This window comes from Gordonia hankookensis (genome assembly GCF_014673215.1).
Taxonomy (GTDB): Bacteria; Actinomycetota; Actinomycetes; order Mycobacteriales; family Mycobacteriaceae; genus Gordonia; species Gordonia hankookensis.
Genome location: NZ_JACWMS010000003.1, coordinates 766,149 through 780,832, shown reverse-complemented (window position 1 = coordinate 780,832; position 14,684 = coordinate 766,149). Strand labels below are relative to the sequence as shown.

Annotated in this window: 13 protein-coding genes, 1 tRNA gene and 2 pseudogenes; 8 read left to right on the top strand and 8 right to left on the bottom strand. The window is 66.9% G+C overall.

Annotated elements, in window-relative coordinates:
- Positions 1-45 precede the first annotated feature (45 nt).
- Genes IDF66_RS18090 through IDF66_RS18080 form a run of 3 tightly spaced genes read left to right on the top strand, consistent with a single transcriptional unit; the run spans position 46 to position 2,332 of the window.
- Entirely contained in the window at positions 46-810 is a 765-nt protein-coding gene (locus tag IDF66_RS18090; protein ID WP_190267997.1) for a YcnI family protein, read from the top strand.
- Positions 761-1,378 carry a copper resistance CopC family protein gene (locus IDF66_RS18085; protein WP_223309730.1) on the top strand — a complete coding sequence of 206 codons (618 nt, stop codon included), beginning with the start codon at positions 761-763 and terminating at the stop codon, positions 1,376-1,378. The genes IDF66_RS18090 and IDF66_RS18085 overlap by 50 nt, the downstream gene beginning before the upstream one ends.
- A 15-nt stretch (positions 1,379-1,393) precedes the next feature.
- Positions 1,394-2,332, top strand: coding sequence for a copper resistance D family protein (locus IDF66_RS18080; protein WP_317628751.1), 939 nt, complete (start codon positions 1,394-1,396; stop codon positions 2,330-2,332).
- A gap of 16 nt (positions 2,333-2,348) precedes the next feature.
- Here the strand turns inward: IDF66_RS18080 and IDF66_RS18075 are convergent, their stop codons facing one another.
- The gene (locus tag IDF66_RS18075) at positions 2,349-3,257 is read right to left on the bottom strand and encodes an alpha/beta fold hydrolase (RefSeq protein ID WP_190267996.1); all 909 of its coding nucleotides are present in this window, start codon (positions 3,255-3,257) and stop codon (positions 2,349-2,351) included.
- 88 nt (positions 3,258-3,345) lie between these two features.
- Here IDF66_RS18075 and adhP point away from each other — a divergent pair, with 88 nt between their 5' ends.
- Together adhP and IDF66_RS18065 are read left to right on the top strand one after the other, a co-directional pair.
- On the top strand, positions 3,346-4,374 hold the full coding sequence (adhP, locus tag IDF66_RS18070; protein ID WP_190267995.1) for an alcohol dehydrogenase AdhP: 1,029 nt from the start codon (positions 3,346-3,348) through the stop codon (positions 4,372-4,374).
- A gap of 41 nt (positions 4,375-4,415) precedes the next feature.
- Entirely contained in the window at positions 4,416-5,297 is an 882-nt protein-coding gene (locus IDF66_RS18065) for an alpha/beta fold hydrolase (protein ID WP_164307213.1), read from the top strand.
- Positions 5,298-5,483: 186 nt separating this feature from the next.
- On the opposite strand, the gene IDF66_RS18060 is transcribed toward IDF66_RS18065, so the two are convergent.
- From IDF66_RS18060 to IDF66_RS18045, 4 genes are all read right to left on the bottom strand, one after another.
- Positions 5,484-6,734 carry an HNH endonuclease gene (locus IDF66_RS18060; protein WP_190267994.1) on the bottom strand — a complete coding sequence of 417 codons (1,251 nt, stop codon included), beginning with the start codon at positions 6,732-6,734 and terminating at the stop codon, positions 5,484-5,486.
- Positions 6,735-6,886: 152 nt separating this feature from the next.
- Positions 6,887-7,519, bottom strand: a complete 633-nt coding sequence (locus tag IDF66_RS18055; protein ID WP_190267993.1) for a LutC/YkgG family protein — start codon at positions 7,517-7,519, stop codon at positions 6,887-6,889.
- Positions 7,516-9,036, bottom strand: coding sequence for a LutB/LldF family L-lactate oxidation iron-sulfur protein (locus tag IDF66_RS18050; RefSeq protein WP_223309729.1), 1,521 nt, complete (start codon positions 9,034-9,036; stop codon positions 7,516-7,518). Before IDF66_RS18050 ends, IDF66_RS18055 begins: the two co-directional genes overlap by 4 nt.
- Entirely contained in the window at positions 9,033-9,773 is a 741-nt protein-coding gene (locus IDF66_RS18045; protein ID WP_190267992.1) for a (Fe-S)-binding protein, read from the bottom strand. Before IDF66_RS18045 ends, IDF66_RS18050 begins: the two co-directional genes overlap by 4 nt.
- Before the next feature lie 2 nt (positions 9,774-9,775).
- On the opposite strand from IDF66_RS18045, the pseudogene IDF66_RS24080 reads away from it, so the two are divergent.
- The 3 genes and pseudogenes from IDF66_RS24080 to IDF66_RS18035 form a co-directional block, all read left to right on the top strand.
- Positions 9,776-10,132 (top strand): annotated as a pseudogene (locus IDF66_RS24080) (helix-turn-helix domain-containing protein); the annotation flags it as partial.
- 9 nt (positions 10,133-10,141) lie between these two features.
- On the top strand, positions 10,142-10,693 hold the full coding sequence (locus IDF66_RS18040) for a hypothetical protein (RefSeq protein WP_317628760.1): 552 nt from the start codon (positions 10,142-10,144) through the stop codon (positions 10,691-10,693).
- 2 nt (positions 10,694-10,695) lie between these two features.
- Complete coding sequence (locus IDF66_RS18035) at positions 10,696-11,658, top strand: aldo/keto reductase (RefSeq protein WP_190267990.1); 963 nt, start codon at positions 10,696-10,698, stop codon at positions 11,656-11,658.
- Here the strand turns inward: IDF66_RS18035 and IDF66_RS24145 are convergent.
- From IDF66_RS24145 to IDF66_RS18020, 3 genes and pseudogenes are all read right to left on the bottom strand, one after another.
- Positions 11,593-11,836 (bottom strand): annotated as a pseudogene (locus tag IDF66_RS24145) (heterodisulfide reductase-related iron-sulfur binding cluster); the annotation flags it as partial. The gene IDF66_RS18035 and the pseudogene IDF66_RS24145 sit on opposite strands and share 66 nt — an antisense overlap.
- Before the next feature lie 98 nt (positions 11,837-11,934).
- Entirely contained in the window at positions 11,935-14,007 is a 2,073-nt protein-coding gene (locus IDF66_RS18025) for a DNA/RNA non-specific endonuclease (protein ID WP_190267989.1), read from the bottom strand.
- 249 nt (positions 14,008-14,256) lie between these two features.
- A tRNA-Lys gene (locus tag IDF66_RS18020) sits at positions 14,257-14,332 on the bottom strand.
- Positions 14,333-14,684: the final 352 nt, after the last annotated feature.

Sequence of the window (14,684 nt, the reverse complement as noted above, 5' to 3'; positions counted from 1 at the left end):
ACGCGTTTTCCGCGTGTCTCCGAGACCTGGAAAGAACCAACAATCATGAGTAACAGACTGATTCGACGACTCGCCGTGCCTGCTGGAGCCCTCGCCGTCGCGGCGGCGGCCACCTTCGCCGGGGTGGGCGCGGCCTCTGCGCACGTCACCGCGAACGCGCCGACCCTGAGTCAGGGCGGCTACGGCGTGGTGAACCTGGTGGTGCCCAACGAATCCGACACTGCCGCGACCACAGCGCTGACGGTGACCCTGCCCAAGCTGAAGTCGGCCCGTCCCGAGGTGATGCCGGGGTGGAAGACCACGGTCGTCAAGGACCCCGCCACCGAGGAGGTCACCTCCATCACCTGGACCGCGCTGCCGGGTACACCGGGTGTACCGGTCGGCGAATTCGCCCAGTTCCGCATCTCGGGTGGGCCGTTCCCCGAGCAGGCGAGCGTGTCACTACCCGCCGTGCAGACCTATGCCGATGGCCAGAAGGTGGACTGGTCACAGCCCATGGGCGCGAACGGTGAGGAGCCGGAACACCCGGCGCCCACGCTCACGTTGCCGGCAGCGGAAGAAGGTGCCGACCATCACGGTGGCAGTGCAGGCCAGAGCGGTGTCGCGGAGACCTCGACGGCCTCGGATGCGGCCTCGTCGTCGGCTGACGGCACCGCACGGTGGTTGGGCGGTATCGGACTGGTGATCGGAGCACTCGGCGCAGTGTTCGGTATCGGCGCGCTGGTCAGATCCGGCCGACGCGGCACCGAGACATCTGGCGATGACGACACGCGACGTGGTGACGATGCGCGACGTGGTGACGATGCGTAGGCCTGCATCGGCAGCCCCGACAGTCCGTCGCCGCTCACCGTCGACCGTGCTCGCGGTGATCGTCGGTGTCCTGCTGGCCGGGCTGATCGGCACCTGGGCAGCACCGATCGCGTCGGCCCATTCACGCGTGGTGTCGACGGATCCGGCCGACGGTGCCTCGGTACAGACCGGCCCGCAGCAGGTCACCATCACCTTCAACGAACCGATCCAAGAGTCGTTCGCAGTGCTGACCGTGGTGGGTCCCGACAACCATTACTGGCAGGACGGCAAGCCGACGGTGAGTGGTCCGCGACTGAGCGTCGCATTGCGGGAGTTGGGTCCGGCCGGGACGTACACGCTCAACTACCGAGTGACGTCGGCCGACGGACACCCCGTCGAGGGAAAAAGGACCTTCGAGCTCGCGACCGCGGGCAACGGGACTCCCGGTCCGGCGGCCGACGCGACGTCCGGCGGCGGCGACGACGGTCCGCCGTTGTGGCCCTTCATCGTGGTCGCGGTCGTCGTGCTGGTCGGTGGTCTGGGCGTGGTGCTGTGGCTGACGCGCCGGCCCACTCGACGCTCGTCGTGACCGGGACGGACTGACGTGGGCATCGCGGGCAGGCGTACCCCGCAGTCGCGATCGTGGCTGCGCGATCTGGCGCTACCGGGTGCGCTGCTCGCGATGTTCACCGGCCTCGGTGTCTGTTGGATCCTCGCCGCGCCCGGCGGACCCGAGGCGCTTGCCGTCCCGTCCACGGCTGCGGTCGGCGCAGCCGTCCTGCTGGTCGGCCTGGGTTCACTGCCCGGGCTCGGACTCCGGCCGTCGGCACGGGTGATCGGCGTGGCCGGCGGCATCTGGTGTGTCGCGGCGCTTGTCTCCGCCTGGATGCGCACGGCCGACCAGGCGGGTGAGTCGTCCCTGTCGGTGAGTGTCGGCCAGTTCGCCGACACTCTCGGTGAGGGGGCGCCGGAGGTGGTCGAGCTGATCGCGGCGGTGCTGGTGGTCGCGATGGCATCCGTCCAGCTCACCGGCCGGATGCATCCGCCCGCCACGGCCTACGGGGTACTCGGGGCCATCGGGCTGCTGGCAGCCGCCATCACCGGACATCCGAGTCAGACGGCGGTCGGCCCTCTGCTGATCGGCGCCCACGCGCTGGCCGCGGCCTGGTGGTGCGGATCTCTCGCGGCAATGGTCGTCACCATCCGAGGCCGGGTCGGCTGGACCACGGCCCTGCCCGTCTTCTCACGACGGGCGGTGTGGGCGGTCGCGGTCATCGCCGCGACGGGTGTGATCACCGGTCTGATGGAGATCGGTGGTCTCGGCGAACTCGTCGGATCGGGCTACGGGCGCATCCTGCTGGCCAAGGTTCTCGGCACAGTCGCCCTCGTGGTGCTGGGTGCGCGACATCGTCGGGCGTGGGTGCCCGCGGTCATCCGGCACCGGTCGCCGGAGGCCACCTCGATCAGACTCGCCGTCGGGGAGCTGATGCTGATGGCCGTGGTGCTGGGACTCGCGGTCGGGTTGTCGACCACGGCGCCCTGACGGTCTGCTGACAGAGTCAGCGGGGCTGGTCCCAGACCGCCAGGAGTTCGGTGATGATGTCGACCGACATCCCGAGCGCCCCCAGGTGACTCTCGCCGTGCATCGTGAAGAGTTTCGCGTCGGGCAGCAGCGACACCATGTGTTCGCCGTGGCTGTACGGGATGATGTGGTCGCGGTCGCCGTGCCACCATCGCACCGGCACGGTCACGTCGGACACCTGGAAACCCCAGTCCCGCGAGAAGACCACGATGTCGGAGAACGGTGCCTCCATTCGCTGCGACCCGCCGTGGAGCAGGTCGTCGAGGAACATCGCCCGGAATTCGGGGCGCGACAGCAACTCCCGGTCTCCCTGCGGCGACAGGCGCCCGTAGATGGAGATCGCCGGGTCGGCGATCGGGCGCGCGACACTCAGCACCGAACTCACCACTTTGCCGACCGGCGCTCCGGCCACCCGTAGGACCGGCGCGGCAGCGCGGGCGAGACGCATCGCGCCGCCATCGATCGCGTCGGGTCCGACGGTCGGTGCGACGCCGCCCAGGATGCCCGCCGTCACCACCCGATCGGGGAACGCATGGGCCACCCCGAGGGCATATGGGCCGCCGCCGGAGAGGCCGATGACGGCGAACCGGTCGATACCCAGCAAATCGGCGACCTCGCCGAGGTCCGTGGCGAACTCGGCGACGGATCGATACGAGTGGGGCGTCGACGAGCCGACTCCCGGCCGGTCCAGTCCGATGATCCGAATGTCGTTCTCGGCCGCGAATGCGCGCGCCTCGGTCGGGATCTGGCGGCGTGCTCCCGGCGTTCCGTGCAACCAGAACACGGCGCGGCCGTTGGCCGAGCCGAACTCGGCAAACCCGATCCGCCGCTGACCTCCGCTGACCGCAACGGAGCCCTCGATCTTGGGACGGTCGATGTCCATCATTCATCCAGCATCCCACGTAAGTTGTGTCTTGGGTCACGTGACCCCGACAGATTTGAGGGGGGCCGTCTCGATCGGAAGGTGATACGCGATGACAGATCAGACTTTCACGGCTGCCGTGGTGACCGGCTTCGGAGATCCGCTGACCATCTCGGAAGTCGAGATGCCCGAGCCCGGTCACGGGCAGGCGCTCGTGAAGCTCGAGACGTCCGGCGTGTGCCACACGGACCTCCATGCGGCGCACGGGGATTGGCCCGTGAAGCCGACACCTCCGTTCGTCCCGGGCCACGAGGGCTACGGCACGGTCGTGGCGGTAGGACCGGGCGTGACCGACATCGCGGTCGGCGACAAGGTCGGCAACGCGTGGCTCTGGTCGGCATGTGGTCACTGTGAGTACTGCCGCACCGGCTGGGAGACGCTGTGTGAGAAACAGCAGAACGGCGGGTACTCCGTCAACGGCTCGTTCGGCACCTACATGCTCGTCGACGAGCGGTTCGCCGCCCGCATCCCCGATGGTGTGGACCCGGTCGAGGTGGCGCCGATCCTGTGCGCCGGCGTCACGGTCTACAAGGGCTTGAAGGTCTCCGAGACCAGGCCGGGTCAGTGGATGGTGATCTCCGGGATCGGCGGTCTCGGCCACGTCGCAGTCCAGTATGCGACGGCGATGGGTATGCGGGTCGCCGCCGTCGACATCGGCGACGACAAACTCGATCTGGCCCGTGAACTGGGCGCGGAGGTGACCGTGAACGCTGCCGAGGTGGATGTTGCCGACGCGATCGTCGAACAGACCGGCGGCGCGCACGGCGTGCTCGTGACCGCCGTCCACCCGCAGGCATTCGGGCAGGCGATCGGTATGGCGCGCCGCGGCGGCACCATCGTGTTCGTCGGGCTGCCACCGGGCGACTTCCCCGCTCCGATCTTCGACGTGGTGCTGAAGGGACTCACGATCCGGGGTTCGATCGTCGGTTCCCGCCAGGACATGACGGAAGCACTCGACTTCTACGTGCGAGGCCTCGTGAAGCCGACCGTCGCGACGACCCGCCTCGACGACATCAACGATGTGTTCCGTCGGATGGAGGAGGGCAAGATCGAAGGTCGGATCGTGATCGACTACCGCTGACCACAGGTATTTCTCATCGAGAACCGCGTACCGTCGTGAGGGTGAGTTCTGAGTTCGCCCGTGGTGTCGCCCGTGGATTCGGGCATGTCCTACGTCCGTATCCGATCCGCGACATCCCGGCAGGCGCGAGTGTCGATCTCCCCGGCCGTGGCCCGACCTACGTCACCGATTCCGGGCCCAAGGACGCACCCGCGGTGTTCCTGCTGCACTCGGTACTGACCACCGGTCTGCTCTGTTGGTACCCGGTCATCCCGGAGCTCAATCAGCGATACCGGGTCATCACGATGGATCAGCGATGGCACGGCCGCGGCATCCGGTCGGACGGCTTCGATCTGGTGGACTGCGCCGACGATGTGGTGGCACTGGCCGACACACTCGGCATCGACACGTTCATCGCAGCGGGCTTCTCGATGGGTGGCGGCATCGCCCAGCTCACGTGGCGGCAACACCGACAACGCGTGGCCGGGCTGGTGCTGTGCTCGACCGGGCCCTATTTCAGCACCCGCGACCCCGCGCATCGGGCCAACGCCCAACGGACCGGGCGACTGCTGACCGCGACGAGCCGGTTCATGCCGAAACCGTCGCGACGCCTCGACGACACCTCCGCGCACACCACGGTGTGGGCAATGCGTCAGTTCCTCTCCACCCCGCTGGCGCAGATGGGGCAATTCGGTGACGGACTCGGTGAATTCGACTCGCGCCCATGGCTCGGCGAGATCGATGTGCCCACCTCGGTGGTGGTCTCCGTTCGGGACCGGGTGGTGGAGCCGGAACGTCAGCAACTGCTCATCGACGGGATCCCGGGCGCGCGGCGATTCGAGGTCGACGGCGGACATGCATGTTGCGTCCTCGGTGCGCAGTTCTTCATCCCGCCGTTCACCGAAGCCGTCGACGCCGTCAGCGAGGTCTCGATCGGGGCGTGAGCGTCTCGCCGGTCGTCGGGCGCCGGCGTGGTGGCACGGCATCGCATATCGCGCACCCGTTCGATGCTTCGGGACGGGCCGTCGGATACGCGACACCGGTTGGTGCCATCAAGGTTTCACACTATTGACTTGTCAAGGTTCGACTGCGATCCCGGGTTGCGCCCGGGTGCGTGGGGAATGGTCCGGTCAGGCAGCGAGCGTGAGGTCACCGACGGTCATCGTGCGACGGTTGTAGGCGCGCAATGGTTCTCGTCTGGGATCCACCGTCGCAGGCGGGATGAGCCAGGGGTGCTTGTCAGCGCCGATCACCACATCCCACCCGTAGTGGTGGACGTCGGCATGGCATGACGGACAGAGCAAGCAGCCGTTGGCCAGAGAGGTCTCTCCGCCGTCGGCCCAATGCTGGATGTGATGCGCGTGCGCACGGGTCGCCGGCGCGCCGCATTTGATGCAGCATCGGTCTCGTACATAGAGCGCCTTGCGTACGTGCGCGGGGAAGAATCGTCTGTCGCGACTCATGTCCAGAGGTACCCGCTCGCCGTCGACGAAAACGGTGGTCACCGCGGCGTCGCAGGACAATGCCCGCAGGGTTGCCTCGGTGACGGACCCCATGAACTCCAATGACGCGCGTGTCGGGGCGTCGGCCGGGACGGTCAGCAGAACCTGGGTGCGCGGGGCGGATGCGACATCGCCGCCGCGGGCAGCGATGTCGAGCAGGGTCTCCAAGGCGTCGGCGCGGCGCCGTCCGGGGGTTCGGGAGTCGGGTGAGCCATCGGGTTCGGGTCTGGGTGCCGACAGTTCCTCGATCGCGGAACTGAGCTTCTCGCCGACCTCGACATCCAGGTCGGCGGTAAGGTGCAGCCTCCCGTCGGCGGTCACCTGATGGTCGAGGGTGTTGATCGAGCGGTCCTCGGCGGCCGGCAGTCCTCCGTCTACCTGCGCGGCGAGTTCGTTGCCGATGACCCGTGCGCGTGCCATGATCTCGGCCGGTGTGGCGCCGGAGAAGAACTGGCCGAGGAGATCGGTGACGTGGTGATGGCGTGTCTCGTCGTCGACCGGGTCCGGCGTCCGGGTGGCGATGTGGTTGATGCCCTTGACGATCGCATCGACGTGCTCACCCGAGATCGCGCCGTCGCCGGCGTGCGAGCTCATGGTCGGCAACGACGCCATCGACGCACTGACGCGCAACAATCGACTCGCGACGGCGGGGGCGAATCCCATGACGATCAACAACTCTCGTGTCGAACGGCCGTGATCTCTCGCAACGCCGAGTCGGTCGAGCGCACCGGCAAGGAGTGCCGCCCGATGATCGAGCAGACTGCGCAACGTGACGACGGAGGTCATGGCCTCGAACGCCTCACGTCCCGTGATGGCGTCATCGAGAGGACACTCCCTCAGTGAATCGGCGATACCGGTGAGATTCCCCGTAGTTCTCATGACTCCAATGTATTCGAATGAATGTTCGATTACAAGAGCAATTCGCAAGCAGTGCAAGCAAATTCAGCAACTTCAGTGGACCTCAGTGAACCTCAGTCGACATCAGTGAACAGAAGTCACAGGACAACAGCGGCACCTCTAGGGCACGCGGGTCACCCAACGATCAGCACGTGCAGTGTCCGTGGCCCGTGGACACCCTCCACGCGATCGAGTTCGATGTCGCTGGTGGCGCTCGGCCCGCTGATCCAGGTCTGTGGATGTGTGTGGGCCCCGGTCTCGACGAGTCGGGCGACCGCTTCGGGGACATCGCCGACCACCTGATCGGTGTCGACGATGCAGACATGTACGTCGGGCACCAACGACACCGCGCGTCGGCCCTGTCCCGGTCCGTGGTCGAGGACGATGGTGCCCGTGTTGGCCATCGCGACCGCAGCGGTCGTCACCACCGCGCCGACCCCATCGAGGTCGGCGGGCGAGAGTCCGTCGTCCTTGCGCCATTCCAGATCGGCCCCGAGGCGTCGACGGACGACGTCGTCGGCCACGATCGGTCCGCTCACCCCGGCGAGTGCGGCGACGACCGCGGCGTCCAGGTCGGCCGCCGACACCTGCTCGACCACGGCACGGTAGTCGGCCACCCGTTCGGCGAAGCGATCGATCAGGCCGAGGTCGCCGGTGCTGACCGCCTGCCCGTACGCCCAGTCGACCGGCGTCTCGCCCACGTGGGGATCGCTGACGTCGCCGAGCGCGGTCCGGATTCGTCCGAGGATCTCGTCGCGTGCACTCATCTGCCGCCCTCGCCGCCCTCGTCGTTTCGGTTGGCGCGCTCACGTTTCCACCAGTCGCGGAACGACTCTTTCGGTGGCACCGGGATGTCGCGAGAAGAACTCCAGCCGGCCAACGGTCCCGGAATCGACCCGATCGTGGTGCGCCGCCGGAAGAATCGGTTGCTCGAGGTCGCCGTCTTCTGTGCGGCCTCCAGTCTCTTGTGGGAACCGAACATCCAGGCCATCGCCTTCATCGCGGCGGACTCAGCCGTCGGGAGTCCGCCGCGATGCTCGTCGACGACGCGGGTCCGCAAGTGCACCAGCAGTTCCGGGATGTCGATGCGCACCGGACAGGCGTCGAAGCAAGCGCCACACAGGCTCGATGCATACGGCAGTGACTGATCGACAGCAGAGCCGGTACCGCGGAGTTGCGGGGTGAGGATGGCGCCGATCGGGCCGGGGTAGACAGAGCCGTAGGCGTGGCCACCGGCGCGCTCGTAGACCGGGCACACGTTGAGGCACGCCGAGCAGCGGATGCACCGCAACGCATCACGGCCCATCTCGTCGGCCAGCACGGTGGTGCGATGGTTGTCGAGCAGGACGATGTGCACATTCTGTGGACCGTCTCCGGGGGTGACACCGGTCCAGATCGACGTGTAGGGATTCTCCCGTTCGCCGGTGCTCGACCGCGGCAGCACCTGCAGGAACACCTCGAGGTCGGACCAGGTCGGTAGCACCTTCTCGATACCGACCACCGAGATCAGCGTTTCCGGGAGGGTGAGGCACATCCGGCCGTTGCCCTCGGACTCGACGACCACGAGACTGCCGGTGTCGGCGACCGCGAAGTTCGCGCCGCTGATCCCGACCTTGGCGCGTAAGAACTTCTCGCGCAGGTGGAGCCGTGCCGCCTCGGCGAGCCGTCGCGGGTCGTCGGTGAGGTCGTCGGGGGCCGGACGGCCGACCTCCTTCATGCGTCGCCGGAAGATCTCACGGACCTCGCTGCGGTTGCGGTGGATGGCGGGGACCAGGATATGGCTTGGCCAGTCATCGCCGAGTTGCACGATCAACTCGGCGAGGTCGGTCTCCCAGGCGTCGATGCCTGCCGCCTGCAACGCCTCGTTGAGCTCGATCTCCTGGGTGGCCATCGACTTGACCTTGACCACCTCGTCGGCGCCGGTCCGGCGGACCAGATCGACGACGATCCGGTTGGCCTCCTCGGCGTCTCGGGCCCAGTGCACCACCGCGCCGGCCGCGGTGGCCTTCTCCTCGAACTGCACCAGGTAGTGGTCGAGGTGACGGAGGGTGCGGTTCTTGATGGCCTCCGCTGCCAACCGAAGCTCCTCCCAGTTGTCGAGTTCACCGACGACGCTCGCACGTTTGGAGCGGATGATGCCGGTGGCATGGGCGAGGTTTCGACGTTGGGTGGTGTTGGCGAGTTCGGTGCGGGCCGCGACCGGGAACTTCGGCATGCCGACGAAGGTGGACGTCACACCGACGTGCGGGTGGCCGGTCTGATGGGCAGGTCGGGCGGTCGTCATGCCGGCTCCGTCTCGGTCGACGCCAGTACCTCCGCCAGATGCATCATGCGTATCCCGGAGCGTTCTCTCGACAGCATGCCGCCGATGTGCGCGAGACACGAATTGTCACCCGCCACCAGGACTTCGGCACCGGTCTCTTTGACGTGGGCGGTCTTGTCCGAGCCCATCGCCACCGAGACATCGGCGTTTTTCATCGCGAACGTGCCGCCGAAACCGCAGCATTGCTCGGCTGCCGGTAACTCGACCAGGTCGATCCCCTTGACGCTTCGTAGGAGTTGCAGCGGTTTGTCGCCGACTCTCAGCATGCGCAGCGAATGGCATGTCGGGTGATATGTCACGCGATGTGGGAAATACGCACCGACGTCGGTGACGCCGAGGACATCCACGAGGAACTCGCTCAACTCGACCACCTTGGGGACCAGGACGTCGACGGCCGAGCGCAACCCACGATCGCCTGCGCGGTCGGCGAGCCACGGATGCTGATGACGCACCGATCCCACACATGATCCCGATGGTGCGACCACGGCGTCGTAGCCGCCGAAGACGTCGACGAACTGGCGGACACCCGGGATGGCCTCATCGGCGTAGCCGGTGTTGGTGAACATCTGTCCGCAGCAGGTCTGCTCGACGGGGAACTCCACCTCGACCCCGAGGCGTTCGAGCAGCAGCACCGTGGCCTTCGGGGTGTCGGGCCACATCGTGTCGTTGAAACACGTGGCGAAGAGCGCAACCCTCATGTGTGAATCATCCGCCTCGACGCGGTCGGACGCAGTCGGATCGTCAGAGACGGAGTTCTGCTGTGCCCGCGGGCGTCAGGTCACATCCTGCGAACGATGTGGAGGCGATCGCGGTCGATCAGCGCTTCTTCGGGAGGACTGGCCGCGTGCACCCGAGACCGTGTACCGATGATCTCCAACTGCCCCGAAACTATGTATCGTTGATATACGTGGCGTCAGGTAGAGGTCGTTTGATCGAGGCAGCACGTTCGATGCTGACGGAGCAGCCGGGCCGAGTCCCGAGCACTCGTGAGTTGTATGAGGCGGCCGGTGTCGCTGCTCCGACGCTGTATCACCACTTCGGCGACAAGGACGGTCTCTTGCAGGCCGTGACCGATGAGGCGTTCGCTGAGTACCTGGAGCGCAAGCGCGCGGTTACCCGTAGCGGTGATCTTCTCGTCGACTTCGCGGCGGGTTGGGACATGCATGTGGGCTTCGGAGTGGAGAACCCGGCTCTTTATGCACTCATGTACGGCGGTGCTGATCATCAGTCCGCAGCTGCTCAGACGGCCGAAGCAGAACTGCGTCGCGGCCTCGAGCGGCTAGCCGATGCGGGGTTGCTCTGCATGGGGGTGGGCGAGGCCACCGCCATGACCACTGCGATGGCGATTGGCTGCGTCACGCGGTTGGTCCACGACGGTGGATCGGCAACCGGACCGCTTGCCAAGAGGATGCGTTCGGCGCTGATGTCCGAGCTCACCGGGCGCCCGCACGAACTCGGTTCCTCCGAACATGCCGGAGCGCTGCTGCTCGCTCGGCTCGGCTCGGCTCCAGAGCTGTTCACCTCGGCAGAGGAAGCGCTGTTGAGGCAATGGCTGCGCACCCTCATCGAACACGTCGCGCCCTCACAAGACGCACCGGAACAGGGAGCAAAGGAGTGACCATGTTTGCCAACGAGAGCTTCACACCCACCCACTTGCTGGGAGGAACGGACCGGGTCGTCCGTCTCGGATACGGCGCCATGCAACTGGCCGGCCGGGACGTCATCGGGTTTCCGGACGACGTGCTCGGCGCGATCGGCGTGTTACGCGGCGCGGTGGAGCAGGGAGTGCAGTTCTTCGACACTGCCAACGCCTACGGGCCCCGAACAGTCAACCAACTCATCGGGCGGGCGCTCAGCCCGGTTTCCCCCGACATCGTGATCGGGAACAAGGTCGGCGCCCGGCGCGGTGCTGAGGGGGAGTGGCTGACCGACGGTCGCCCGGAAATCGTGCGTGCCCAGGTCGAGGATGCCTTGCTCGATCTGCGGGCCGAGGCCAGCCCGCTCACCTACCTGCGTCTTTGGGGCGACAGTCAGGCGCCTGGGAACTCTCCTGAGGAGGCGGTGCCGCTCGAAGATGCGCTCGGCGCCCTCGTCGAGTTGCGAGACGAGGGGAAGGTGCGCCACATCGGTATCTCCGGCGCTTCGCCCGAGATGTTGGAACGCGCACAACGTCTCACGCCGATTGCGGCGGTACAAAACCGGTTCAACCTCATCGATCGCAGTGGCGTCGAGGTACTTGCGGCGTGCGAGCGTGACGGCATCGCCTTCGTCCCCTACTTCCCGCTCGCGACCGGCGCGCTCGGCGGCCTGCCGGCGCTCACGCGACCAGCCCAGCGTCTCGGTGTCTCGGCATCGGCGGTCGCCTTGGGCTGGTTGCTGCGCCGCTCGCCTGTGATCATCCCCATCCCGGGCACCAGGTCCTTGGACCACCTGGCGGACAACCTGCGCGCGATTGATGTCGCTGCTGCGCTGACCGATGAGGAGATCAACACCCTCACGTCCGTCGAGGACGAAGAGTCAGCGTCGCTGGACACGATGTCGACGCAGATGATCGAGGCGCTGACCCGCCGCCGATCGGCATAACCGCCGGGACTGAGTCGAATTGTCACCCGCCACCAGGACTTCGGCGCCGGTCTCTTCCGCCGAATCCGCAGCATTGCTCTGCTGCCGGTAACTCGACCAGGTCGATCCCCTTGACCGCCTTGACGCTTCGCAGGTGTTGCAGCGGTTTCTCGCCGACCTCGTGTCGTTGAGGCATGTGGCGAAGAGCAACCCTCATGGTGGGATCATCCACCTCGGAGCGGGCGCCCGCAGCCGATCGGCCGTCGGTGGCGAGTTCTGGCCGACTCCGGGCAGAGGTCACCAGTCGACTTCGTCGAGGGCGGTCAACGCTGGTCCGGCGGATTCGAGGCCGACCTGCATGGTGTCGTGGTCAGCGAGCGTGCCGAACCTCAACGCGGTCGCGGATGCGATCTGCGCGATCGGGGCCTGGAACACCGCAACCGTGCCGAGATCGGCAAATGCCTCGGTGCCGTCGCCGAGTGCGGCGTCGAGTCCGGCATTCTGGTCTGCGATGAAACCGGTCGCGCGCAGCCGGCCTGCGTGCACACGGATCACGATCTTCCAGAACGCCCGGGGAACGGCGACGTCTCGGTAGACGGGGTCGTCGGCGCCGAACACGGGTCCGGTGATGATGGTGATGCGCTTCTTCTCCGCACCCGCATTCGTGAGCGCGTAGTTCTCGATGCCCTGCCAGAGGTGTTGATTGAAGGCAGAGATCTGCGGACAGCAATTGGTGAAGTGAAAGGTGTCGTCGGCCGATAGCTTGGCGGTGGCCGGGCTGCCCCACGCCGGGTCGAGTCGACGCACCATGTGGCCGCGATCGAAGAAGCGTGGCCGCTGCGAGGCGAACACCTCCTGTCCGAGTTGTGCGTCGGTGTCGATGCGCGGGTCGGTGTACCAGATCTCCGCGGCCTCGACCTCGCCGGTGGTGCGGTTGATGCTGCGCAGCCGCCGTCCGTCGACGTTGACGATGGTGTACACCGGCATTCGGCGATCTGCGCGGATCACAAGGCTGAAATGGTGATACCGCAACACCACATTGGCCGCCGATCGGCGCAGGCCGTGGGGTAGCGCGCACTGCTTCACCAACGCCGTCGGGAGTGTGGGGAGCGCGACCGCCTGCGGGAGGAAGTCGGGCTCGTAGCCACGGCGCTTGTCGTAATCGGTTTCGGGCGCATCGTTGCGTTCGAGGACCATCGCGCCCGCCGTCGGCGGCGAACCGTCGGACAGCACATCGATCGGCGGCACGCCCTCGGGCGTCGAAGTCGGTGACGCGTCGGGGGTCGCCGACGTCGCGGCGGCCTCGGCCGCGATCGTGCGGCCGTTGACGATCCGTAGTTCGGGAAGGATGAGCTCGGCGGATACCCCGGTGGCTGTCGCGATCGTCGGCGTCGGTGTCGGTGCGGTGGCCGTCGTGCGGGCAGATCCCATCGGTGGGTTGAGCGCCTCGGCGAGGAGGTCTCGGAAGCGCAGGGGCAGGTCATCGTGACGGAGACGGAGTGCCGCGACGACCGCGCTGGCCCGGATGCCCTCGTTGCAGTCGTCGGGGGCCGGCGCGCCGGTGTCCAGGGTGTGATCGTTGCGTGGGCCACCGGCGTGATGCAGTGCGACGAGACAGAATTCGTCGTTGTACACAGGACTCCCGCTCGATCCGTGCAGCGTGTCGGCGGAGTAGAAGAGGGTCGTCGACGACGCGCCGCGTCCGACCACCCGGTTCTCACGCAGCGCGATCTGCTTGAAGTCGCCATCGGGATGCTCGATGACCGAGACGAAGTCGCCTTCGGCATGTTTGTCCGCCGCCGACGACAGCGGGGTGAACCCGAACTGCTCGAGTGCCTTGTCGCCGGCCAACCTGGGACCGACCGCGATGAGGCTGACGTCCAGATCGTCGACGGGGCTGGTCCAGAAGAAGGTTGTCGGGTCCAACCGGAACTCGGTGACGATCGCGGGGATGTCGTCGATGCACAACTGATAGTCGAACTGCAGGCTCGATGCTGCCGCGTCGGTGGCATCGGGGATGACGTGATGGTTGGTCATGAACAGCCGCGGCGACACCATGACTCCGGTGCCGAGGGGTCGGCGGTGACGGTCGAGGAGCCGGGCCACGGTGGCGGACGCTCGGCGGGCCAGGTCGAGATAGGCGATCGGGACGTAGTCGGCGGGGCCCACGAGTTTTTCCAGAGCTCCGTCGGCGGTCGGTGCGACGAGTGCGGCGACGCGTTGTCTGCTCGACGGGGAGAGGTCGTTGAGCAGCTCGGCGTCACCGCCGGCGAGTTTGGCGATCTGTGGGCCGGTGAGATCACCGCCGGTGACCGCGGAGAGCCTGCGCACGAGTCGGGCATGATCGGGTTCGGAGAAGATCGTGGTCATCGAGCCCTCCAGGGCATCGTTTCCGGTGTCTGATCCAAGTGTGGTCCGACTCCGCGATGCGGCCGCGAGTAGACGACTACCTGTCTTTGCAGGTTGTGCGGCGGGTTACTCGGGACTTCGAATCATGTGCTGCCGGTTTCGCGACCACATACGACGTCAGTCAGAAGCGTCGCGTGACCGATCGGTGGCCACGACGGCCTCCGGAGACGACGAAAGCGACTCGCTCGGAAGCGAATCGCCTGGTCAAGATGGTGCCCCCAGCAGGGCTCGAACCTGCGACCTGCGGATTAAAAGTCCGTAGCTCTACCAACTGAGCTATAGGGGCGTGCCCCGCGGAGCAGGGCGACGACGAGTTTACAGGCCCGGTCGACGCGGGGGATGCGGCCCCGTCGAGCAGCCGTTCGGCGGCGGTGGTGCAGGCGCTACCTCAGGTTTTGTGGCAGCGGCAGTGTCTTCGTGTGGATGCGGACATGGCGTCACCGCAATGGTGACCACACCGATGGACATTCGGCCTGTTGTTCGCACCCGAGCCCGTTGTCGGCCTCGCCGACCGCCTCACCGTGACCGTGGTCGGATCTGGGCCAGAACCCTTTTCGCTACCGCGGGTCCTCGGCGTGGCGAACATCGTCGCCACGCCGGATCTTCCACCGCAGGAGGGAAACCGCCGGGTACAGGCC

What these genes read in the sequence shown, in the direction of transcription:
- IDF66_RS18045 (WP_190267992.1), bottom strand. Translation starts at nt 9,773, where the DNA reads ATGAGGGTTGCGCTCTTCGCCACGTGTTTCAACGACACGATGTGGCCC.
- IDF66_RS18055 (WP_190267993.1), bottom strand. Translation starts at nt 7,519, where the DNA reads ATGAGTGCACGCGACGAGATCCTCGGACGAATCCGGACCGCGCTCGGC.
- IDF66_RS18025 (WP_190267989.1), bottom strand. Translation starts at nt 14,007, where the DNA reads ATGACCACGATCTTCTCCGAACCCGATCATGCCCGACTCGTGCGCAGG.
- IDF66_RS18050 (WP_223309729.1), bottom strand. Translation starts at nt 9,036, where the DNA reads ATGACGACCGCCCGACCTGCCCATCAGACCGGCCACCCGCACGTCGGT.
- adhP (WP_190267995.1), top strand. Translation starts at nt 3,346, where the DNA reads ATGACAGATCAGACTTTCACGGCTGCCGTGGTGACCGGCTTCGGAGAT.
- IDF66_RS18085 (WP_223309730.1), top strand. Translation starts at nt 761, where the DNA reads ATGACGACACGCGACGTGGTGACGATGCGCGACGTGGTGACGATGCGT.
- IDF66_RS18075 (WP_190267996.1), bottom strand. Translation starts at nt 3,257, where the DNA reads ATGATGGACATCGACCGTCCCAAGATCGAGGGCTCCGTTGCGGTCAGC.
- IDF66_RS18090 (WP_190267997.1), top strand. Translation starts at nt 46, where the DNA reads ATGAGTAACAGACTGATTCGACGACTCGCCGTGCCTGCTGGAGCCCTC.
- IDF66_RS18035 (WP_190267990.1), top strand. Translation starts at nt 10,696, where the DNA reads ATGTTTGCCAACGAGAGCTTCACACCCACCCACTTGCTGGGAGGAACG.
- IDF66_RS18060 (WP_190267994.1), bottom strand. Translation starts at nt 6,734, where the DNA reads ATGAGAACTACGGGGAATCTCACCGGTATCGCCGATTCACTGAGGGAG.